The 20,533-nt window shown below is 63.2% G+C and carries 16 protein-coding genes; 3 read left to right on the top strand and 13 right to left on the bottom strand.

What is annotated here, in order from left to right:
* Nucleotides 1–29 precede the first annotated feature (29 nt).
* Nucleotides 30–482: a universal stress protein gene (locus D2V07_RS00900; protein WP_119584148.1), complete on the top strand. Its 453-nt coding sequence runs from the start codon at nt 30–32 to the stop codon at nt 480–482.
* A gap of 23 nt (nt 483–505) precedes the next feature.
* Here D2V07_RS00900 and D2V07_RS00895 read toward each other — a convergent pair whose 3' ends face one another.
* From D2V07_RS00895 to D2V07_RS00885, 3 genes are read right to left on the bottom strand one after another with little or no spacing between them, the layout of a single operon-like run.
* A complete protein-coding gene (locus D2V07_RS00895) occupies nt 506–1,021 on the bottom strand; it encodes a peroxiredoxin-like family protein (RefSeq protein WP_119584147.1) in 516 nt (171 codons plus the stop codon).
* Nucleotides 1,022–1,069: 48 nt separating this feature from the next.
* Nucleotides 1,070–3,406 (bottom strand): ribonuclease R family protein, encoded by a 2,337-nt coding sequence (locus D2V07_RS00890; RefSeq protein WP_233548188.1) that lies wholly within the window; start codon nt 3,404–3,406, stop codon nt 1,070–1,072.
* A gap of 21 nt (nt 3,407–3,427) precedes the next feature.
* Nucleotides 3,428–4,780, bottom strand: a complete 1,353-nt coding sequence (locus D2V07_RS00885; RefSeq protein ID WP_119584145.1) for a M28 family peptidase — start codon at nt 4,778–4,780, stop codon at nt 3,428–3,430.
* A gap of 112 nt (nt 4,781–4,892) precedes the next feature.
* On the opposite strand from D2V07_RS00885, the gene D2V07_RS00880 reads away from it, so the two are divergent.
* Nucleotides 4,893–6,893, top strand: a complete 2,001-nt coding sequence (locus D2V07_RS00880; protein WP_158586742.1) for a M3 family metallopeptidase — start codon at nt 4,893–4,895, stop codon at nt 6,891–6,893.
* Nucleotides 6,894–6,921: 28 nt separating this feature from the next.
* Here the strand turns inward: D2V07_RS00880 and D2V07_RS00875 are convergent, their stop codons facing one another.
* The 7 genes from D2V07_RS00875 to radA all read right to left on the bottom strand — a co-directional run bounded on the left by D2V07_RS00875 (nt 6,922) and on the right by radA (nt 14,208).
* The gene (locus tag D2V07_RS00875; protein ID WP_119584143.1) at nt 6,922–8,466 is read right to left on the bottom strand and encodes an aminoacyl--tRNA ligase-related protein; all 1,545 of its coding nucleotides are present in this window, start codon (nt 8,464–8,466) and stop codon (nt 6,922–6,924) included.
* Nucleotides 8,467–8,568: 102 nt separating this feature from the next.
* Nucleotides 8,569–9,126, bottom strand: a complete 558-nt coding sequence (gene phaR, locus D2V07_RS00870; RefSeq protein WP_119584142.1) for a polyhydroxyalkanoate synthesis repressor PhaR — start codon at nt 9,124–9,126, stop codon at nt 8,569–8,571.
* A 69-nt stretch (nt 9,127–9,195) separates the two neighbouring features.
* Nucleotides 9,196–10,245, bottom strand: coding sequence for an alanine racemase (gene alr, locus D2V07_RS00865; protein WP_119584141.1), 1,050 nt, complete (start codon nt 10,243–10,245; stop codon nt 9,196–9,198).
* A complete protein-coding gene (locus D2V07_RS00860; protein WP_119584140.1) occupies nt 10,232–11,854 on the bottom strand; it encodes an MFS transporter in 1,623 nt (540 codons plus the stop codon). The genes alr and D2V07_RS00860 overlap by 14 nt, the downstream gene beginning before the upstream one ends.
* 30 nt (nt 11,855–11,884) lie before the next feature.
* Nucleotides 11,885–12,316, bottom strand: coding sequence for an iron-sulfur cluster assembly scaffold protein (locus D2V07_RS00855; RefSeq protein ID WP_199698700.1), 432 nt, complete (start codon nt 12,314–12,316; stop codon nt 11,885–11,887).
* Nucleotides 12,313–12,828 (bottom strand): CvpA family protein, encoded by a 516-nt coding sequence (locus D2V07_RS00850; RefSeq protein ID WP_119584138.1) that lies wholly within the window; start codon nt 12,826–12,828, stop codon nt 12,313–12,315. The genes D2V07_RS00855 and D2V07_RS00850 overlap by 4 nt, the downstream gene beginning before the upstream one ends.
* 12 nt (nt 12,829–12,840) lie before the next feature.
* The gene (radA, locus tag D2V07_RS00845; RefSeq protein WP_119584137.1) at nt 12,841–14,208 is read right to left on the bottom strand and encodes a DNA repair protein RadA; all 1,368 of its coding nucleotides are present in this window, start codon (nt 14,206–14,208) and stop codon (nt 12,841–12,843) included.
* 90 nt (nt 14,209–14,298) lie between these two features.
* Between radA and D2V07_RS00840 the strand changes: the two genes are divergently transcribed.
* Nucleotides 14,299–16,611, top strand: a complete 2,313-nt coding sequence (locus D2V07_RS00840) for a patatin-like protein (RefSeq protein ID WP_119584136.1) — start codon at nt 14,299–14,301, stop codon at nt 16,609–16,611.
* Here D2V07_RS00840 and D2V07_RS00835 read toward each other — a convergent pair.
* The 3 genes from D2V07_RS00835 to dnaK form a co-directional block, all read right to left on the bottom strand.
* Nucleotides 16,608–17,240: a DUF6197 family protein gene (locus D2V07_RS00835; RefSeq protein WP_147366876.1), complete on the bottom strand. Its 633-nt coding sequence runs from the start codon at nt 17,238–17,240 to the stop codon at nt 16,608–16,610. The two genes, D2V07_RS00840 and D2V07_RS00835, sit on opposite strands and share 4 nt — an antisense overlap.
* Entirely contained in the window at nt 17,233–18,360 is a 1,128-nt protein-coding gene (gene dnaJ, locus D2V07_RS00830) for a molecular chaperone DnaJ (protein ID WP_119584134.1), read from the bottom strand. Before dnaJ ends, D2V07_RS00835 begins: the two co-directional genes overlap by 8 nt.
* A 75-nt stretch (nt 18,361–18,435) precedes the next feature.
* Nucleotides 18,436–20,376, bottom strand: a complete 1,941-nt coding sequence (gene dnaK / locus D2V07_RS00825) for a molecular chaperone DnaK (RefSeq protein ID WP_119584133.1) — start codon at nt 20,374–20,376, stop codon at nt 18,436–18,438.
* Between the last annotated feature and the right edge of the window lie 157 nt (nt 20,377–20,533).

The raw sequence follows: 20,533 nt of genomic DNA, 5'->3' as shown, positions 1-20,533 counted from the left end.
GTGATACCGCGCGAGCGGGAGAACAAAAAATGCGCGTCTATCTCACCATTGTCGACGAGACCGAGGAAGCGCGCACGGCGCTTCGCTTCGCGGCGCGCCGCGCGGCAAGGACCGGCGGCGTTGTCCACCTGCTGGCGCTGGTTCCGCGCCAGTCCTTCAATGCCTTCGGCGGGGTGCAGGCGACCATCGAGGCGGAGGCGCACGATCGGGCGGAAGTCCTCGCGAATTCGGCTGCGGGTGAACTGATGTTTGAATCGGGCAAGATGCCGCAGATCGCCGTGCGCATCGGCGATGCCAAGACGGTGGTGGCGGAATACCTGAAAGAGCATACGGAAGTGGCGGCCTTGGTGCTGGGCGCGGCTGCAGAAGGCGCGCCGGGCCCGCTGGTGACCCATTTTTCCACCAACGTCGGCAAGCTGCACTGCCCACTTTTCATCGTGCCGGGCAGCCTTTCGAACGAGGAAATCGACGCGCTATCCTGATGTGTGAGAACCTTCCTAAAGGTTCAGGACTTCGTTCCGCGCGTCGGATAATGCTTGTCGCTCAGGAAATCGATGCCCTCGACCAGCTCGTCCAATGACGGGCGTGTGATCGGCATGTTCTGCGTAATCGCGAGATAGACCGAACGGTCGGGCTTGAGCAGGAAAAGGCCGGGCTCGCTGAACACGTCCGGTTCCTCGCTCCCTTCGCGCTTCTCGCTGATGTAGAGGCCCCATTCGCGAGCCTGTTCTTCGGTCATGGAATGGACAAGCGGCAGGTTGCCGGTTTTCCATTCACTGTCGACCACCATCGCGCGATCCTCGCTGTCCATCGATATGGCGAAGACGTTGATACCGCGACTGGTGAAATCCTCCAGGCGTCCGCCCAGTTCTTCCAGGTATCGCTTGCAGATCGGGCAGTGCTTCCCGCGATAGAACACCAGCATGGTGTAGGCGTCGGGGGTCTGGTCCGACAGTACGAAGCGTGCATCGATGGTGAGCGGTAGGTCGATGTCGGGGGCGGTAGAACCGGGCTTGAGCATGAAAGTCTCCTTTGCCCGATCAATGACCGCGCCCCCTGCGTCGTTCCGTTATTTCTTTTTCTTGCCGCGCCCCTGGTGACGGATGTTGCCGGGCCTGCCGCGCTTGCCGACCGCGTGTTTCCCCTGCTTGTCCTTGCCTGTCTTGTTCTGGCGGGACCCACCCTTGCGGGGGCCGCCCTTGTCCGATTTCTTCTCGGGACGCCTTCCGCGCGGTTCTACCTTCTGGCCACCGTCGCCATCGGGAACCTCGAACTTCAATGCGCCGGTAAGCGGATTAGCCTCGCCCAGCCGCAGATCCAGCACATCACCCACGGTGTAGGTGGTGCCGCTGTTCTCGCCGGTCAGCTTGTGCGCTCCCTCGTCGTAGTGGAAATATTCGCGGCCCAGCGTCGATACAGGCACCAGACCGTCCCCGCCCATGCCTACGATGGTCGCGAAGAAGCCGAACTTCTGAACTCCGGTGATGCGGGTCTGGAACACCTCACCCACGCGGGCCGAAAGCCACGCGGCAACGTAGCGGTCCACGGTATCGCGTTCCGCTTCCATCGCGCGGCGTTCGGTGATCGAAATGGCGTCGGTGATCTTGCCAAGGTCCGCCCGATCCTTTTCCGCGAGACCCGAATGTGCGGGGATCGTGTTCCCCTTCGGCTTGGGCTGCTCCAGCTTGAAACTGTCCACCAGCGCGCGGTGGACCAGCAGGTCGGCATAGCGACGGATGGGCGAGGTGAAGTGGGCATAGCTGCCGAGTGCGAGGCCGAAGTGGCCGGCGTTCTGCGGGCCATAATAGGCCTGCGTCTGGCTGCGCAGCACGGCTTCCATCACGAGCGCCTTCTCGCCAGGATCGTCGCCTACATCTTTGATCATACGGTTGAACAGGCCGGGCGTGATGACTTGCCCCAGCGCCAGGTTCTTGCCGATGGATTCGAAATATTCGCGCAGCGCGATCAGCTTTTCGCGCGTGGGCGGTTCGTGGATACGATAGACTACCGGACTGGCCTTGCTTTCCAGCGCCTTGGCCGCTGCGACATTGGCCGCGATCATGAAGTCTTCGACAACCCGGTGAGCATCCAGCCGTTCGCGGACCTTGATACCCTTGATCTTGCCATCCTCTCCCAGTTCCACGCGGCGTTCGGGTAGATCTAGGTCCAGCGGATCGCGGTCGTCGCGGGCGGAGTTGAGCGCTTTCCAGCAAGCCCACAGCGCGTTGATCGGGCCGGTGGCATTGCCTTCGTCGATTTGTGCCTGCGCGTCCTCGTAAGCGATCACCTGCTCGATGCGGACCAAGGCGCGGGTGAAGCGCCAGTCGGTTACGCGGCCCTCGGCGTCGATCGTCAGGTGGCAGGCCATCGCGGCGCGGTCCCTACCCTCGCCCAGTGAGCAGACATCGGCGGACAACACCTCGGGTAGCATGGGAACCACGCGGTCGGGGAAGTATACCGAATTGCCGCGCCTGCGCGCTTCCTTGTCGATGTTGGAGCCGGGCCGCACGTAGAACGACACGTCGGCAATGGCGACCAGCGCGCGGAAGCCGCCCTCGCCATCGCTTTCGGCCCAGATCGCGTCATCGTGGTCGCGCGCATCGGCGGGATCGATGGCAATGATCGGCAGGTGGCGAAGGTCTTCGCGGTGGTCTTCGCTGAGCGGCAGCTTTGCCGCTATCTCAGCCTCGTCCAGCACTTCCTGCGGGAAGCGGTTGGGGATGCCGTACTTGTGGATGGCAATGAGGCTGAAGCTCTTCGGCGCCAGCGGGTCGCCCAATACTTCGGTGACCTTTACCGAGGAATTCCGCCCACGCCCCACCGGTTCGGCAACCACCAGCTGACCCTTCTCGGCATTGCCAAGATCGGAGACAGGGGACGAATTTCGGATGCGCTTGTCGACCGGAGCGAGCCATGCCTTGCCGCCGCCATCGATCTCGATCACGCCCAGCATCTGGTCTTCGGCCACGGCCAGCTTCTTCATCGGATGCGCCAGCCAGCCGCTGCCCTTTTCTTCGGTACGGGCCAGGATGCGATCGCCGGTGCGCAGCGCGGCCTGCTTCTTTTTCTCGATCACCCGCAGGCGCGGCGGGGCGCTGCCATCGTCGGGGTTCCAGCTTTCGGGCACGGCGATGGGTTCGCCATCGTCGATCTCGACAATCTTCAGCACTGTGACGCGCGGCACGCCGCCCATCTTGTGAAAAGCGCTCTTGCTGGAGTCGATCAGGCCTTCCTCGGCCATGTCTTTCAACAGCGACTTGAGGGCGATCTTTTCCTGCCCTTTCAGACGGAAATGCTTGGCGATCTCGCGCTTGCCGACACGCGTGTCGGAACCGCGGATGAATTCCATGACCTGGTCCTTGCTGGGCAGGCCTTCAAATTTCTTCGTGTTTTTCGGTTTGTTCATATGCCCCTGCATATGGGGGCGCTACTCCCCGCTGTCGACGGGTAGCGGATAGAATTGTCCGCCGGGCACCGCGCTGGAGACCGGGCTTTCCGCCCCGTCCGCCGCGACGGAGCTGACGCCGAAGATCCAGTCGTCGCCGCGATCGGGTGCAAGAACGATGGAATTGGTATCGGCGTCCACCGTTTCGCGCAGGGTCCAGTCCCGTTCGTCGGTCCGCCTGCGCCAGATGTTGTAACGCACTGCGCCGGTCGCAGGCTCCCATTCCAGCAGCACGTCCGGTCGCACAATGCCATCGGCCGTGACCGCCGGCGGCATGGGCGTGCGCGCCAGAAGGTCTGCCGCGCGCACGTTCAGGCGCGTAACATCGGCGAGGAAATCGAAGTCCATCTCGTCCACGGTATCGCCGTAGGTCACGCCGTCCTCGACGCGCAGGTCCTGGTGCTGGTGCTCGTAATCCTCGATGGCGACGGAGAAGCGGATCGCGGGATAGCCGCGGTCGAGGAAGGGCAGGTGGTCCCCGCCCCGGCCCATGCGGTCGCTGCGCCAAGTCTGGCGCACGTCGAGGCCCGTGGGGTTGGCCTCCGCCAGTTGGTCGAGGAAGCGCGAGAGGTTGCGGCTGGGGCTGTCGTTCGCCCCGCCCCGGCTGCGCATGGCGGCGCGGGTGTCATCGTCGGCATCGGCCCGCACAGCTTCGGAGAAAACGCGCACGTGTTCTGCATCGCAAATGCCGTCACTGCCGCACGATCCGCCCACAACATCGTTGTTCAGCACGGCCTTTACCGTCCACCCCTGCTCGGTCGCGTAGTCCGCCAGCAAGTTGCCCCCATACAGCCCCTGCTCCTCGCCCATAAGGAGGGCATAGACGATGGTGGTGGGATATTCGCGCTGGCTGAGTGCCCGCGCGGCTTCCAGCACCAGCGCGCTGCCGCTGGCGTTATCGTTCGCACCGGGCGCATCGCTGGTCGCATCCATCACGTCGGACACGCGGCTGTCGATGTGTCCCTGGATGATGACGACCTCGTTCGGACGCTCGGTTCCGCGCTGGATGGCCACGGCGTTGCGGATCAGCACGGGCTCGGGAATGCGCCGCCCCTCCATCTCCCGCTCCACGAACTGGACGTCCAGACATCCGCCGCAGGCCGCGCTGGCTTCCTCGAACTCTGCCCGGCCCCAGTCGAGCGCGGCGCCGATGCCGCGTTCCGGATCGTCGAGGCTCGACAGCGTATGGCGGGTGCCGAAGGAGACCATGGTCTCGACATCGGATTGCAAACGCTCGGCGGAAACCGTCGCGGCAGGATCGCCATCGGTATCGTTAGCAAGGACAGGCAGGGCGGAGGCGGCGATGATTGCCGCTGGCAGGATCAAATAGCGCATTTGTCGAGAAGTCGCCCATCCGGCAACGTAATGCAAGATGGGCGATTGCAGGTGCAACCAGTTCGATCTAGCAATGTGCCACCGCACGTTCGGGCTAGAAGGGGAAATACGCATGTTGAACAAGTTCGCCCTGGCGCTCTTCGCCACCACCGCACTTGCCACCCCGGCACAGGCCGCAGACGTCTATCGCCTGCTCGGCCCGGTCATGACCGATCCCTCGGTCGAACAGATCGAGGATCGCTGCGATTTCTACGCCAGCCAGATCGATCTCTACCGCGATGCCATGCTGGGGGATGCCGATGCGGCTACCGTTGCCAACACGCTGGAACGGTTCGACGATATCTCCGCCCTGCTGTTTTCCGCAACGTCCGAAGCCGGCCTCTACCAGCAGGTCCTGCTGACACCGGAGCAGCGCAACGCGGGCGGTGCCTGCGCGGCGCGGCTGGCCGGCCTTTCCAGCGAGATCAGCCTGTCTCGCCCGATCTACGATCGGCTCGCCACACTGGACGTGAGCGAGGCCGACCCGGTGATCCAGCGCTTCTACGGCAATACGATGGATGCCTTCCGCCGTTCCGGCGTAGCACTGAACGATGAACAGCGCGCCCGGGTGCAGGAAATCAATGACGAGCTGGCCACGCTCAGCACCGAATTTGCCCGCAACATTGCCGAGGATACGAGCACCATCGAGGTGTCGCCCGAAGAACTGGCCGGGCTGCCGCAGGACTATATCGACGCACGTGAAGTCGGCGCAAACGGCATGATCACGCTCACCACCGCGACGCCGGACTATTTCCCGGTGATGACCTATGCCGAAAGCGACGACCTGCGGCGCCGGTATTCCGAACTGTATGGCCAGCGCGCCTGGCCGGAAAACGACGCAGTGCTGAAGCAGATCTTCACCCTTCGCGATGAACTGGCGAAGCTGACGGGTTTCGAGAATTACGCCGCCCTGCAATTCGCCAATCGCATGCTCGACACCACCGACAAGGTGGAAGACCTGATCGAGCAGACGAACGTGGTGGCCCGCCCCGTGGCCCAGGCGGACTATGACCAGGCGCTGGCAGTGTTGCAGCAGCTTCGTCCCGGTGCGGAACGCATCGAATCCTACCAGCTATCCTGGCTTTCGCCCAAGGTGCAGCAGGCGAACTACAACTACGATCCGCAGGAAGCGCGCCAGTATTTCGAGCACGACCGGGTTCGCGACGGCATCTTCGGCCTGACCGAGCAGCTTTTCGGCGTAGAAGTGCGGCCGTGGAATACCCGCGTCTGGCACGAGAGCGTGGGAGCCTACGAACTGGTCGAGGATGGCGAGGTGATCGGCCGCTTCTACCTCGATTCCCACCCGCGACCCGGCAAGTACACTCACGCCAATGTCGTGCCGCTCTACGCGGGCTCTCCGGCGGACGGAGAGGTGCCTGTTGCAGCCCTGGTGCAGAACATGCCGGAAGGATTGATGGAGCACGGGCAGGTGACCACCTTCCTGCACGAATTCGGTCACGTGCTGCACTTCATCTTCGGCAGCCGCAACGCGCTTGCCGGGGCCAGCATGGCCGCAGTGGAGTGGGACTTTATCGAAGCTCCGTCGCAGATCCTGGAAAACTGGGTCTACGACTACGACACGCTGGCGGGCTTCGCCGTGAATGCCGAGGGTGAGACTATTCCGCGCGACCTGGTGGAGCGGATGAACGCGGTACGGCATTTCAACCAGGGCATGATGGAGATGCGCCAGCTCGGGCTGACCGCGACTTCGTATAACTTCTACACCCAGCCCATTCCCGATGACCTGGGCGAGGCGGCCCGCGAATGGCAGCAGGCCTATTCGCTGGTGCCGATCTCCCCGACCTCCGAAATGCAGGCGGCATTCGGCCACCTCGATGGCTATGGCGCGGCCTATTACACCTATGGCTGGTCTCGCGTGATCGCTGCGGACATGTTCAGCCGGTTCCTTGCCGAAGGGCTGACCAATCCCGAGACGGCGAACGACTATCGGCGGCTGGTACTGGAACCTGGCGGCACGAAACCGGCAGCCGAGCTCGTGAAGGATTTCGTCGGGCGCGAGATTTCGTTCGACGCTTTCCGCGAAGACCTGGAGCGGGGATTGCCGGAAGAGTGAGGCCGTCCGGCCTCGCCCTTCCCGATAACTAGTAGGCGCGCGCGACGAAGACCCGCTCCACCGCGGGTTCGCCAGTAAAGATGCAGGGGCCGTCTGCGGGCGGCGCGTGCATCGGCACGTTGCGCAGCGTGAGACGAAGCTCCTTCAGGCGCTCGACCACCTTTTCCAGTGCCTCTCCGGTGGGCTTGGCCCACTGCACTTCCACCCAGCCCGGGTACTTGGCCTCACGGCTGAAGTGCTCGGCAAGGGTATCTATGTCGGACACGTCGCGCCGGATGTTGGCTTCACGGCGTTCGCGCGCCTCGACCAGCAGGCCGTTCTGCATGTCGGCAAGGATCGTCGGAATCGTTTGCGCGCAAAGGTCGCGGTCGGGATTCTGGAAGGCGGGCTTGCCGCTTTCGGTATTCCACAGCGCATCGCGGCGCAGCAGGCTGACAACGCCGTTCTCCATGTCGCGGCCGCCGACCTCGATGATGACGGGCGCACCCTTGCGCACCCAATCCCAGCGCTTGGCCGCTGCCTTGCCAGGGCGATTGTCCAGCAGCACGCGCACAGGCTCGCCCAGGGCGGATTGACCCGAGATTGCAGCACGCAAGGTGTCGCAATAGGCGAGCAGCGCCTCGTCTTCCGGCTTGTCGCGCAGCATGGGCAAAATCACGACCTGGAAGGGCGCCAGCGCGGGGGGAACGCGCAAGCCGTCGTCATCGCCGTGCACCATGATGAGGCCACCCACCATGCGCGTCGACACGCCCCAGCTGACGGTATGCGCCAGCGTCTCTCGCCCGGCATCGCTCTGGTACTTGATGTTCGCGGCATGGGCGAAATTGGTGCCGAGGTAATGGCTGGTGCCTGCCTGGAGCGCCTTGCCATCCTGCATCATGGCCTCGATCGACCATGTCTCCACCGCGCCGGGGAAACGCTCGTTCTCCGGCTTCTCTCCCGCGATCACGGGCAGAGCCACGTCTTCCTCGGCAAAGGCGCGGTACATTTCCAGCGCCATCATGGTTTCTTCCTGCGCCTCTTCGGCGGTGGCGTGGGCGGAATGGCCTTCCTGCCACAGGAACTCGCTGGTGCGCAGGAACATGCGCGTGCGCATTTCCCAGCGGACCACATTGGCCCACTGGTTCAGGCGCAGCGGCAGGTCACGCCATGACTGGATCCAGCGGCTCATCGCGTCGCCGATGATCGTTTCGGACGTGGGCCGCACCACCAGCGGCTCTTCCAGCTTCGCCTCGGGATCGGGGATCAGGCCCCCTTCCCCGTCGGCGATCAGGCGATGGTGGGTGACGACCGCCATTTCCTTGGCAAAGCCGTCTACATGCTCTGCCTCGCGCTCGAAATTCTTGAGGGGGATGAAGAGGGGGAAGTAGGCGTTCTGCACGCCTGCCGCCTTGATCCGGTCGTCGAGCAGGCGCTGCATGCGCTCCCAGATGCCATAGCCCCACGGCTTGATGATCATGCAGCCGCGCACGCCCGATTCCTCTGCCATGTCGGCAGCGGCGATGACTTCCTGGTACCAGGCGGCGAAATCGTCGTCGCGCTTGGTATTGAGGGCGTGGCGAATGGCGGACATCGGCGAATCTCGAACTATCAGTTGGACAGGTCCGCCCCCATGGCGCTGTGCAGACGCCCTGTCGAGGTTTGCGTGCGCGGGGACCGCCCTGAGCGGTCTGTCTTATCTGTCCAGTTCGTCCAGCTTGCGCTGCATCGCGGCCATCTGGGCCTTGAGCGCGCCGATATCGTCCGACTGCGACGCGGCAGGCGTCGGCGCGGCAGATGCGCCGGTCTTGGGCATGAACGCACCGGCAGCCGCCTGGAACATGGCCATGTTCTGTTCGGCCATCTTGGAGAAGGCATCCGGACCCATGCTGGTCTTGAAGGCTTCCTGCAGCTTGCTCTGGTTCGACTGGAAATTCGCCATCGTCGCTTCCAGATACGGCGGCATCATCGCCTGCATGGAATTGCCGTACATGGAGATCAGCTGGCGCAGGAAGCTTACCGGCAGCATGTGTTCGCCGTTCGCCTCTTCCTCCATGATGATCTGCGTCAGGATCGCGTGCGTGATGTCACTGCCCGTCTTGGCGTCCAGAACCTGGAATTCGACACCGGTACGCACCATTCGCGCAAGGTCCTCAAGCGTGATGTAGCTGGAGGACTGGGTATTGTAGAGGCGACGGTTGGCGTATTTCTTGATGATGATGGTATCACCATCAGCGGTGTTCTTGGCGGCCATAATGCGTATTCCTGCGCTTTTGTTTTGGCAGCCTTAGCACCTGCAACATGGAATTACCATCATTTCCCACTAGCCAGACCGGTCGAAGCGCTGCCCCAAGTTGGTGAGCAACTCATATTGAGAAAGCCCCGAAATCTGCGACGCCTGCGGCAAATCATAGGAAAGTAAGCAGAAATCGCCTTCCCGCACATCCGATTGGCCGCAGTCGACGATGATCATGTCCATCGAGATGCGGCCAATGATCGGCAGCGTCGATTCGCCATGCTGCAACGCACCGCCTTCGCCCCACGAACGCAGGATACCATCGGCGTAACCGATTGAAATCGTCGCTACGCGCATGGGCCGCGGCGCACGGTAGATCGCATTGTAGCCGACCAGGTCGCCCGCCTGCAGGTCCCTGACCTGCAGAACGGCCGCCTCGACCGACACCACCTGCCTGATGGACGTTGCCAGTTCTTCGCGCGGGACGCCGCCGTAAAGAGCAAGGCCGGGCCGCGTCAGGTCGAAATGGTAATCCGCGCCAAGGGCGATACCGGCGCTGTTGGCCAGACTGAGCTCGCGCGCGGAGACTTGCGATACTGCCTGCCGGAAGATGGCAAGCTGCGCCGGGTTCTGATCGCTGTCCTCGTCCGCCGAAGCGAGATGCGACAGCAGCGTGTGAACCTGCAGCGCGCCAATCGCCGGGTCGCCCAGCTTGCCCGGCTCCAGCCCCAGCCGGTTCATCCCGCTGTCCACCATCAGGTGGCACGGTCCCCCGCCGCTTTCATGCCAGATGCGGGCTTGGTGCAGCGAATTGATGACCGGCAGGACGCCGCAGGCGCGCGCGAAGGCGGCGTCCTGCGCGCTGCTCACACCGTGCAGCACGGCGATCTTTGCGCCGCTGGTGTGTTCCAGCACACCGGGCACTTCGCTCCAGTGGGCGACGAAGAACTGCCTCGCGCCAGCACCGAGCAGGGTCGGCATGACAGTGTCGATACCGAGGCCATAGCCGTCGGCCTTCACCGCCGCCCCGGCCCTCGCCTGTCCCGACAAGCGGTCGAGAGTGCGCCAGTTATCGGCCAGCGCGTCGGCATCGATCCGCAGGCGGAGAGTGGCAGGAGGCGGTTCAGGAATGTTCATCGGAAAATTCGCGCGGAGGGCCGCCCTTGATACCCCACCAGGCGACGACGGCGCCGAAAGCGACCACGGCCCAGGTGTACCAGAGCCCGGCGTAGACATCGCCGCTGCGCGCCTGGATGTAACCGGCAATCAGGGGCAGGAAGCCGCCAAGATAGCCCGCGCCGATGTGGTAGGGAATGGAGAGCGAGGAATAGCGGATTTGCGGTGGAAACATCTCGGCCAGCAATGCTGCGACCGAGCCGTAGGTGAGCGCGGACAGCACGCCGAAGCAGAGCAGCAGTGCGATAATGCCAAGGACATTGGGCAGCGGCGGCGTCTGGACAGAGAAATCGTATCCCTGGTTTTCGAGCGCCGACTGGATCTCGCTCCGGCGGTTTTCGTCTGACAGGTTGCCGTATTCGATGCTGGATTCACCGATGTCGATGGTCTGTTCGTCCCATTCGCCGCGCAGATCGTAGGGAACGCCCAGTGCGGTAAGATCCTGCAACACGCGGCCACAGCCGGTCGCCTGCACTTCCGCGAACGGGTCGAAGCTGCAATCCGCGCCGTTTACCAGCACAGGCGCGTTCTGCGCCATGCGATGAAGGCCGGGGTTTGCCAGTTGGCCCATCCCCCAGAACAGCGGAAAGATCAGCACCAGCGTCAGCAGTGCGCCGACAATGATCGGCTTCTTGCGGCCAACCCTGTCGGACCAGCGGCCAACTACGATGTAAAAGCTCATCGCGATTCCGCCCGATATCAGCATGACCAGTTCGACGAGCCCCTCTTCCATGCGCATCGGCCCGCGCAGGAAAGACAGGCTGGAGAAGAAGGCGGTGTACCAGATGGTAGTCAGGACGCCCGTGATGCCGAACAGGGCAACGAAAATGCGCTTCTTGTTGCCGGGGTAAGTGAAGCTTTCGATGAACGGATTCCCCGCCGTCTCGCCCGCTTCCTTCATTGCCTGGAAAACCGGGCTTTCCGACAGTTTGAAGCGCATCCACAGCGAAATGGCGAGCAGGATCAGGGAAAGCAGGAAGGGCACGCGCCATCCCCACTCCACGAACTCGTCCGGTGGTATCAGCGCCCGGCAGGCGAGCACGACGATGATCGAGAGAACGAACCCGCCCACGACGCTGGCCTGGATGAAACTGGTGTAGAAGCCGCGCTTCTCAGGCGGAGCATGTTCGGCCACGTAGATCGCGGCGCCGCCGTATTCGCCGCCAAGGGCCAGTCCCTGCAGGATGCGGAACAGGATGACGATGATGGGTGCGGCGATGCCGATGGTGGCCGCTGTCGGGATCAGGCCGACACCCGCTGTCGCAACGCCCATCAGCGTTACCGTTACGAGGAATGTGTATTTCCGGCCCAGCTTGTCCCCCAGGAACCCGAACAGGATCGCACCCAGCGGGCGAAACCCGAAACCGACGGCAAAGCCTGCCCAAACCAGCAGTATCTGCAGCGTCTCGTTATCGCTGGGAAAGAAGGCTGCACCGATCAGCGCGGCGAGCGTGCCGTAGATGAAGAAATCGTACCACTCGAAAACCGTGCCCGCCGAACTCGCGGCGATGACCAGTCGGATTTCCTTGGCGCTGGGTTCGTGATGGGTGGTTGCAGCTGCCGTCGCCATGTTGTCCCCCGTAATCCGTCGATGCGAGCGTTAGCCCGCCTCGGCAGCGGTGGAAAGGGCCGCCACGGCCGCCTTCCACGGCAGCAGCATTGCCCCATGACGACCGGCATAGTCCTTCGCGGGGGCGATCAGGGTCACGTCTGGCCAGTCTGGCTGCGATCCGTCGTTTTCAAGCCAGGCAGTGAGGGCTTCCAGCGCGGCCGTCATCTCGTCGCGCCCTTTGCCCACGGCGTGGCGCGCGAAAATCGCGGCCGCGGCCTGGCCAACGGCGCACGCGCGCACTTTCATGCCAAGTCTGGTGATATGTCCGGTATCATCGAGCGAAAGGTCCATCTCGAGTGTCGATCCACAGGCGGCCGAGCGTGCGGAGCCGACGAACTGCGCGTCTTCGAGCGGGGGAAACCCGGCAAGTTCTACAGCGGCGGCCAGCATTTGCGGAGTGTAAAGCCGTTCGGCACTCATTCCGTATCATCAACCTGCAGGCGTGCACGGCGTTCGGCGATGATCTGGACCATGGCCCGCGATCCGGCATCCACGAGCTGGTAGGTGCGGGCCTCCGCAATCCAGAGCGGCCTGCCTTTGCTGCCCCAGACGGTATCGTATCCCAGCACCAGCAGGGAGAACCCGATCACAACGATGATCACCCCCTTCAGCGCGCCGAAGCCGAAACCCAGAACGCGGTCAATCGGGCCGAGCACCGATTTGCGGGTCGAGCGCCCGGCGATGCGGGCGATCAGTTTCATCCCGGCGTAGGGGATCAGCAGCAGCAGCGCGAACGCCAGGATGGAGGCGGTGATCGGCGAACCCATGAATTCAAGGATCGCCGCCGTCAGGTCGGTGTGCATGAAATGAATCGCGAGGATCGCCAGAATCCAGGCAGCAATGGACAGGACTTCCTGCACGAAACCGCGCAGGAACCCTCCGATGGCGCCGACCCCGACGATCAGCAGCACGATAAGATCAAATCCCGTCATCCGCTGAACGACTTATGCCGATGCCATAATCCGGTCAACGAGAGAGGCTGCGGCGCGAACATCCGTATATCGCAAACCTGCCACGTTCTGCCCGCCGTCTCCCGGACCGAAAGCAGTCTTGAAGCCGAGCTTCGCCGCTTCCTTCTGCCGCACGCTGCCGTGCGCAACCGGCCGGACCTCGCCCGAAAGAGCGAGTTCGCCGAACCACACTGCATCGGCGGGCAGAGGCTTGTCTGCCAGCGCGCTAACCAGTGCCGCGGCAACAGCAACATCGGCAGCCGGGTCCGTAAGGCGGTATCCTCCTGCCACGTTCAGGTAGACCTCGGCGGTGGAGAAACTGAGCCCGCACCGCGATTCCAGCACTGCCAGCAGCATGGCCAGCCGTCCGCTGTCCCACCCCACGACCGCGCGCCGGGGCGTAGCACCCGATTGCAACCGCACGATCAGCGCCTGGATTTCCACCAGCACGGGGCGCGTCCCTTCCAGCGCGGGGAAAACCGCCGCGCCAGCAATCGGTTCGTCCCTGCCGGACAGGAACAGGGAAGAGGGATTGCCCACCTCGTCCAGCCCGTGCCCTTCCATCGCAAATACGCCGATCTCGTCGACTGCACCGAAGCGATTCTTCAGACAGCGCAGGATCCGGTACTGGTGACTGCGCTCCCCCTCGAAGCTCATCACCGTATCCACCATGTGTTCCAGCACACGCGGCCCGGCGATGTTGCCGTCCTTGGTCACGTGGCCGACCAGAACCAGGGCGGTGCCGCGTTCCTTGGCAAAGCGAATCAGCTCGAACGCGCTGGCGCGCACCTGGCTGACCGTGCCGGGCGCACCCTCGATCATGTCGGAATGCATGGTCTGGATCGAATCGACCACGAGAAGCTCCGGTGGCTCGTCCTGGCCAAGCGTGGTGAGGATATCGCGTACCGACGTTGCAGCCGCCAGCTTCAACGGCGCCTGCGACAACCCCAATCGTGCCGCCCGCATTCGCACCTGGCCGGTCGCCTCTTCCCCGCTCACATAGACGACGCTCCCGCCCTTCTGCGCAATTTTCGCCGCTGCCTGTAGCAATAGGGTGGACTTGCCGATCCCCGGTTCACCGCCCATCAGGATGGCGCCCCCCGGTACCAGCCCGCCACCCAAAGCACGGTCGAATTCGGCGATGCCGGTGGATTGACGGGTCAGCGGCTTAGTCGGCTCATCCAGCGCTTCGAAGACGATCGCCCTGCCCCCGCTCGAAAGATCGTGCTTTGCGGTAAACTTCGTGTCAGGCGCCTCTTCTACCAGCGAATTCCACTGCGAGCAGTCGGGGCACTGCCCCTGCCAGCGATGGGACAAGCTGCCACATTCCGTGCAGACGTAACGCTTCTTGGGCTTTGCCATGGGATGGTAGCTAACCGGAACGAAAGCGGAACGCAAGCGCGCAGAACACCGATCTGGTAACCGGCTTTCGCTTCTGCCATCTAGGGGCCAATGCGGCAGAAAGAACTCAGGATTGCGCTGGTTTGTTACGGGGGTGTCAGCCTGGCGGTTTACATGCACGGCGTCACCAAGGAAGTGTGGAAACTGGCGCGTGCCAGCCGTGCCTTTCATGCAGCGGAGGAGGAGCAGGCCTCGGGCGTAGAGGCGGTCTATCTCTCGCTGCTGCGCCAGATCCAGAAAGAGCGCACTCTTCGCCTGCGTGTGCTGCCCGATATCATCACGGGCGCCAGCGCCGGCGGCATCAATGCCGTGTTTCTCGCACAGGCCATTCATTCCGGCCACAGCCTGGAGCCCCTTACCGAACTCTGGCTGAAGAATGCCGATGTCGAAAGGCTGGTCGAACCGGAGGCGAGACCGTGGTCGCCGGCGGCGCGCGTCTACATGCGGCCCATAGTCTGGTACCTTACCCGCGCACCTGGGAACACGGTGACCGAAACCGTGGCGGCGGAAACCCGCAACGAGGTGCGGCAGAAGATCTCCAGCCTGGTGCGCGGGCGTTGGTTCGAGCCGCCCTTTTCCGGCGAGGGTTTCTCGCACCTGTTGCACAACGCCTTGCAGGCCATGGGCGATACTCCGGCAGAGGCACCACTGCTGCCGACGCGCCATCCGTTGGACCTGCTGGTTACTGCGACCGATTTTCGCGGCAGGCTGGAAACCCTTCGGCTCAATAGTCCGCCAAGGGTGGAAGAGGCTGAGCACCGCATGCCCATCCGCTTTCGCGCAAACACGCCGACTGTCGGCGGGGAAAACCTGGCGCAGCTGTGCGAGTTGACACTGGCAGCGCGCGCGACGGCCAGCTTTCCGGGCGCTTTCCCTCCGCTGCGTCTTGCGGAGATCGACGAGGTATGCGGAGACGACTGGGAGGGCCGCGACCTTTTCCTGCGCCGCGTGATGCCCACGCATGTGGATCGCGGCACTGTCGACCATGTCTCGCTGGTGGATGGATCGGTTCTCAACAACGCTCCGTTCGAAGGGGCTATCGCCGCCCTCACCGTGCGGCCCGCCCAACGCGAGGTTGATCGGCGCTTCGTATATATCGATCCGTCGCCCAAGCATGCGCGTGTCGAAGCGGGCGATGCCGTGAAACCCGTGGGGTTCTTTGCCGCCATAGCGGGTTCGCTGTCCGCAATCCCGCGCGAGCAGCCCATCCGTGACAACCTGGAGGTGCTTGAGAAGCAGACGCGCGAGGCGGAGAAATTGCGCAGGATGGTGGCCGCGCTTCGCCCCGAGGTGGAAGCGGCGGTAGACAAGCTGTTCGGGCGCACGCTGTTTCTCGACCGGCCCAACCGCAAGCGCCTGGCGAACTGGCGCAGCCGCGCGCAGCAGGCCGCCGCCGAGAAGGCAGGCTACGCATTCCATTCCTACGCCCAGGCCAAACTGGGCGGCATCCTCGATCGCCTCGCCGACCTTGCGCGGCGTGCGGCCAACACCCCCGACATGCCGAGCGTGCCGGAAATTGCCGAGCGCTTGCGGCAGGAGATCGACGCGCACGAACTCGGCAGTCTCAGCGCGGAAACGGGCATCGGTGCCAGCTCGGCTGCGATCGCATTCTTTCGCGACCATGACCTTGCCTTTCGCATCCGCCGCCTGCGCTTGCTGGCGCGGCGCCTGTCACGCGACTGGGAGCTCGATCCGGACATCGCCGACGAAGGGCTGGAGGACGCAAGGAGCGCGGTCTATTCCGCACTGACGCTCTATTTCGCCAAGGAAGATCACGGCAACCTCGGCCCCGATTTCGAGGGCATTGCCGCCGACGTGATGGAAAACCCCGGCCTTTTCCTCAGCGAATTGGCCGAGAGGCGCGCCCTGCGTTCGGCGGACGAGGCGGCGGAGGAGGCGCTGTGCGAGGCGCTGGACGCAATGCCCAGGGACCTGCGGCGGCGGGTCCTTCTCGCTTACCTCGGTTTCCCGTTTTACGACGTCGCCACCCTGCCCCTGCTGCGCAACGAGGGGCTGACCGAATTCGATCCGGTGAAAGTGGATCGCATCAGCCCGGAAGATGCGACGGCAATTCGCGAAGGGGGCACGGCGGCCACGCTGCGCGGCACCGAGTTCTTCAACTTCGGTGCATTTTTCAGCCGGACCTATCGGGAAAACGATTACCTCTGGGGCCGCCTGCACGGAGCCGAGCGGATGATCGACCTGGTCTGTTCCACGGTTCCTGGCGGGTATGACCAGGCCGAATGCCTTGCCGTCAAGCGGGAAGCCTTCCTCGCCATCTGCGACGAGGAAGAAGCCCGCGACAACTGTAGCGCGGCGTTGCTGGCTGCGTTGCGGCAGGAGATTGCCGCAAAGCTGGGTTAGGAATTGGTACGGACAGTCTGAGGGGTGAACATGCAGGCCCGCTGCTGCCAGAGGCGATAGTTGACCCGCGCGTGGGCCGTGTCCAGCACCCCCCACACATCGGCAATCGTCGTGTTGGGATCGTTGTTGAAGTCGCGCAAGCGGTGTGCGTAATCGCGGTCATGCACCGCGTCCTGCACGGCGATCCTTGCCTCCTGCAGGGCCGCCCGCCGATGGTTGTAAGTGCCCGTGACATCGACTGACGCAAAACGCAGCGCGCAAAACAGGCTGATGCGCGGCTGGGCACGGTCGCAGTTCCGATCGTCCTGCCGGTTCCACATATCTTCGGAGACCAGCATGGCACGCGCGCTTTCGATGATCGAAACATCGAGCGGGTCGACCACGCGATCACGGCTGTCGAGCATTGCAGAGCTTTCTTGCAGCAGGGCGAGATCTGCCTGCGTACGATCGCTATCCGGAACGGTGGCCGCGATACGCTCGCCCTGTTCGATCAGAGTGAGTTCTTGCGCCTGGATAGCGGCGTAATCGAATTCGCAGCCGTTCTGGTCGGCCTTAGGAGAAGTGGCGCATCCCTGCAGGATGGCCAGCAGGCCCGCCGCCGCAGCGACGCGCCCTGCCCTTTCACCCACCGAGAGCATCTTTCAGCTTGTTGAAGAAGCCGCGGCTTTCCGGGCATTCGTCGCCAGTCTCGGTCTCACGGAATTCGCGCAGCAATTCCTTCTGGCGACTGGAAAGTTTGGTGGGTGTTTCTACCATCACCTCCACGACCATGTCGCCCCGCCCGCGCCCTTGCAGAACAGGCATGCCCGCGCCTCTCTTGCGCAACTGCTTGCCAGACTGGATTCCCGCCGGGATCTCGATGCTGTGCGTCTCGCCGTCGAGACCCGGGATTTCAATGGTATCGCCCAATGCGGCCACTGTGAAACTCACCGGAACGCGGGTGAACAGCGACGTGCCCTCGCGGGCAAAGACGGCGTGTTCCTTGATGTGAACAAAGATATAGAGGTCGCCCGCCGGTGCACCCATCGGTCCTGCCTCGCCTCTGCCCGACAGGCGGATGCGGGTGCCGTTATCGACACCGGGCGGAACCTCGACTTCGAGCACCTGTTCCTGGTCCACCCGGCCCTCGCCGCGGCAGGAATGACAGTGCTGTTCCAGCACTTCCCCGCGACCGCTGCAGTTGGGGCACGGACGTTCGATCACGAACAAACCCTGCTGCGCGCGCACCTTGCCATGGCCGTGGCACAGTTCGCAGCGGCGCTTGCCAGTGCCGGGCTCGGCCCCAGAACCCTCACAGGTATCGCAGGTTGCTGCGACTTCCACGGTGATCTCGGTGCTTTTACCGTGGAAAGCTTCCTCCAGTGAAACCTGCATGTCATAGCGCAGGTCCGCGCCGCGACGCGGGCGAGCGCGGCCTGATGCGCCGCCGCCGAAGGCACTGCCGAAAATCGTTTCGAAGATATCGCCGATGTCGCCAAAGTCAGCGCCGGGATGGCCGCCGCCACCGCCCATGCCCTGCTGGAAGGCTTCGTGGCCGTACCGATCATAGGCCGCACGCTTTTGCGGGTCTTTCAATACTTCGTAGGCAGCGCTGCACGCCTTGAACCGGGCCTCGGCCTCGGCATCGCCTGGATTGCGATCCGGGTGATACTTCATAGCCATCTTGCGATAGGCGCTTTTCACCGTGGCGCCGTCCGCATCGCGCGAGACGCCCAGCAGCTCGTAGAAATCGACTTCAGTCGCAGACATTCAAGAACCCCCAAACCGCACCGCCACCGGCGCGGGCTGCGTCGGTGGCGGTTGGTTTGTCATCATTAATACCGATCAGGACTTGCCGTTATCTTCGTCCACCTCGGTGAACTCGGCATCGACAACCTCTTCTTCCTCGCTGGGGGAAGAGGCATCGTCGGACGCCGCGGCATCGGCAGCGGCATCAGCACCGGCAGCCTGTTCCTTCTCGTAGATGGCCTGGCCCATCTTCATGGCGACCTGCGTGAGGGCCTCGCTCTTGGCCTTCATGGCATCGACTTCGCCACCTTCCAGCGCTTCCTTGGCTTCGGAAACGGCGGTTTCGATTTCGCCCTTCAGGCCGCTATCGATCTTGTCGCCATTTTCCTCGAGTTGCTTTTCGGTGGCATGCACCAGGCTGTCGAGGTTGTTGCGAACCTCGGCAGATTCGCGACGCTTCTTGTCTTCTTCGGCGAACTTCTCTGCGTCCTGCACCATCTGGTCGATATCGCTGTCCGAGAGACCGCCCGAGGCCTGGATGCGGATCTGCTGTTCCTTGCCCGTGCCCTTGTCCTTTGCAGACACGTTCACGATACCGTTCGCGTCGATGTCGAAGGTGACTTCGATCTGCGGCACACCGCGCGGTGCGGGCGGAATGCCCACAAGGTCGAACTGGCCGAGCAGCTTGTTGTCCGCTGCCATTTCACGCTCGCCCTGGAACACACGGATCGTCACAGCGCCCTGGTTATCCTCGGCGGTGGAATAGACCTGCGTCTTCTTGGTCGGGATCGTGGTGTTGCGGTCAATCATGCGGGTGAACACGCCGCCCAGCGTTTCGATACCCAGCGAAAGCGGGGTGACGTCGAGAAGCAGCACATCCTTCACGTCGCCCTGCAGCACGCCGGCCTGGATAGCGGCACCCATGGCCACGACCTCATCGGGGTTCACGCCGGTGTGCGGCTTGGAACCGAAGAATTCTTCCACCACTTCGCGAACCTTGGGCATGCGGGTCATGCCGCCCACCAAGATCACTTCGTCGATGCCGTCCTTGGAAACACCGGCGTCGGCCAGCGCCTTCTTGCACGGCTCCAGCGTGCGCTTGATCAGGTCGCCTACCAGCTGCTCTAGCTTGGAACGGCTGATGGTTTCGACCAGGTGCAGCGGGGTGGACGATCCACCTTCCATGCGCGCGGTGATGAAGGGCAGGTTCACTTCCGTGGTCTGCGAGCTGGAAAGCTCGATCTTGGCCTTTTCGGCAGCTTCCTTCAGGCGCTGAAGGGCGAGCTTGTCGCTCTTCAGATCCATGTTTTCCTTCGATTTGAACTGCTCGGCAAGGTAATCGACGATCACGTTGTCGAAATCTTCGCCGCCCAGGAAGGTGTCGCCGTTGGTCGACTTCACTTCGAACACGCCGTCACCGATTTCGAGGACGGAGACGTCGAACGTACCGCCGCCAAGGTCATAGACGGCGATGGTCTTGCCGTCGTCCTTGTCCATGCCATAGGCCAGCGCGGCCGCGGTCGGCTCGTTGATGATACGCTCTACTTCAAGCCCTGCGATCTGGCCGGCGTCCTTGGTCGCCTGGCGCTGTGCATCGTTGAAGTAGGCGGGAACGGTGATGACCGCCTTGGTCACGGTCTCGCCAAGATAGCTCTCGGCGGTTTCCTTCATCTTCTGCAGGATGAAGGCGGAAATCTGGCTGGGCGAATATTCTTCGCCGCCCGCTTCCACCCAGGCATCGCCGTTCTTGCCCTTGACGATGTCATAGGGAACAATGTCCATGTCCTTCTTGGTGGTCGGATCGTCGAACCGGCGACCGATCAGGCGCTTGATGGCGAACAGGGTGTTGTCGGGGTTGGTAACGGCTTGGCGCTTGGCAGGCTGGCCGATCAGGCGCTCGTCATCCTTGGTGAAGGCGACGATCGAAGGCGTCGTGCGCGCACCTTCGGAATTCTCGATAACCTTGGGCTTGCCGCCTTCCATCACGGAGACGCAGCTGTTGGTGGTGCCAAGGTCGATACCGATAATCTTGCTCATAATTTCCCATCTCTTTCAGTGTTGGACGCTGCGCGCTCGGCCCCCCGATCCCGCAGGGATGCTGTTGGCAAGGCCACTCGGCAGCTCGATAAAAGCTGTGTATCGAAGCCGGATATAGGAGCGGTTTTGCTTGGCACAAGGGAACGTGGCGACTAGA

It is taken from the genome of Aurantiacibacter zhengii (assembly GCF_003584125.1).
Taxonomy (GTDB): Bacteria; Pseudomonadota; Alphaproteobacteria; order Sphingomonadales; family Sphingomonadaceae; genus Alteraurantiacibacter; species Alteraurantiacibacter zhengii.
The sequence above is the reverse complement of the archived record's forward strand: the minus strand, read 5'-3'. Positions and strand labels throughout refer to the sequence as shown.

What these genes read in the sequence shown, in the direction of transcription:
- D2V07_RS00900 (WP_119584148.1), top strand. Translation starts at nt 30, where the DNA reads ATGCGCGTCTATCTCACCATTGTCGACGAGACCGAGGAAGCGCGCACG.
- D2V07_RS00895 (WP_119584147.1), bottom strand. Translation starts at nt 1,021, where the DNA reads ATGCTCAAGCCCGGTTCTACCGCCCCCGACATCGACCTACCGCTCACC.
- D2V07_RS00890 (WP_233548188.1), bottom strand. Translation starts at nt 3,406, where the DNA reads ATGAACAAACCGAAAAACACGAAGAAATTTGAAGGCCTGCCCAGCAAG.
- D2V07_RS00885 (WP_119584145.1), bottom strand. Translation starts at nt 4,780, where the DNA reads ATGCGCTATTTGATCCTGCCAGCGGCAATCATCGCCGCCTCCGCCCTG.
- D2V07_RS00880 (WP_158586742.1), top strand. Translation starts at nt 4,893, where the DNA reads ATGTTGAACAAGTTCGCCCTGGCGCTCTTCGCCACCACCGCACTTGCC.
- D2V07_RS00875 (WP_119584143.1), bottom strand. Translation starts at nt 8,466, where the DNA reads ATGTCCGCCATTCGCCACGCCCTCAATACCAAGCGCGACGACGATTTC.
- phaR (WP_119584142.1), bottom strand. Translation starts at nt 9,126, where the DNA reads ATGGCCGCCAAGAACACCGCTGATGGTGATACCATCATCATCAAGAAA.
- alr (WP_119584141.1), bottom strand. Translation starts at nt 10,245, where the DNA reads ATGAACATTCCTGAACCGCCTCCTGCCACTCTCCGCCTGCGGATCGAT.
- D2V07_RS00860 (WP_119584140.1), bottom strand. Translation starts at nt 11,854, where the DNA reads ATGGCGACGGCAGCTGCAACCACCCATCACGAACCCAGCGCCAAGGAA.
- D2V07_RS00855 (WP_199698700.1), bottom strand. Translation starts at nt 12,316, where the DNA reads ATGAGTGCCGAACGGCTTTACACTCCGCAAATGCTGGCCGCCGCTGTA.
- D2V07_RS00850 (WP_119584138.1), bottom strand. Translation starts at nt 12,828, where the DNA reads ATGACGGGATTTGATCTTATCGTGCTGCTGATCGTCGGGGTCGGCGCC.
- radA (WP_119584137.1), bottom strand. Translation starts at nt 14,208, where the DNA reads ATGGCAAAGCCCAAGAAGCGTTACGTCTGCACGGAATGTGGCAGCTTG.
- D2V07_RS00840 (WP_119584136.1), top strand. Translation starts at nt 14,299, where the DNA reads ATGCGGCAGAAAGAACTCAGGATTGCGCTGGTTTGTTACGGGGGTGTC.
- dnaJ (WP_119584134.1), bottom strand. Translation starts at nt 18,360, where the DNA reads ATGTCTGCGACTGAAGTCGATTTCTACGAGCTGCTGGGCGTCTCGCGC.
- dnaK (WP_119584133.1), bottom strand. Translation starts at nt 20,376, where the DNA reads ATGAGCAAGATTATCGGTATCGACCTTGGCACCACCAACAGCTGCGTC.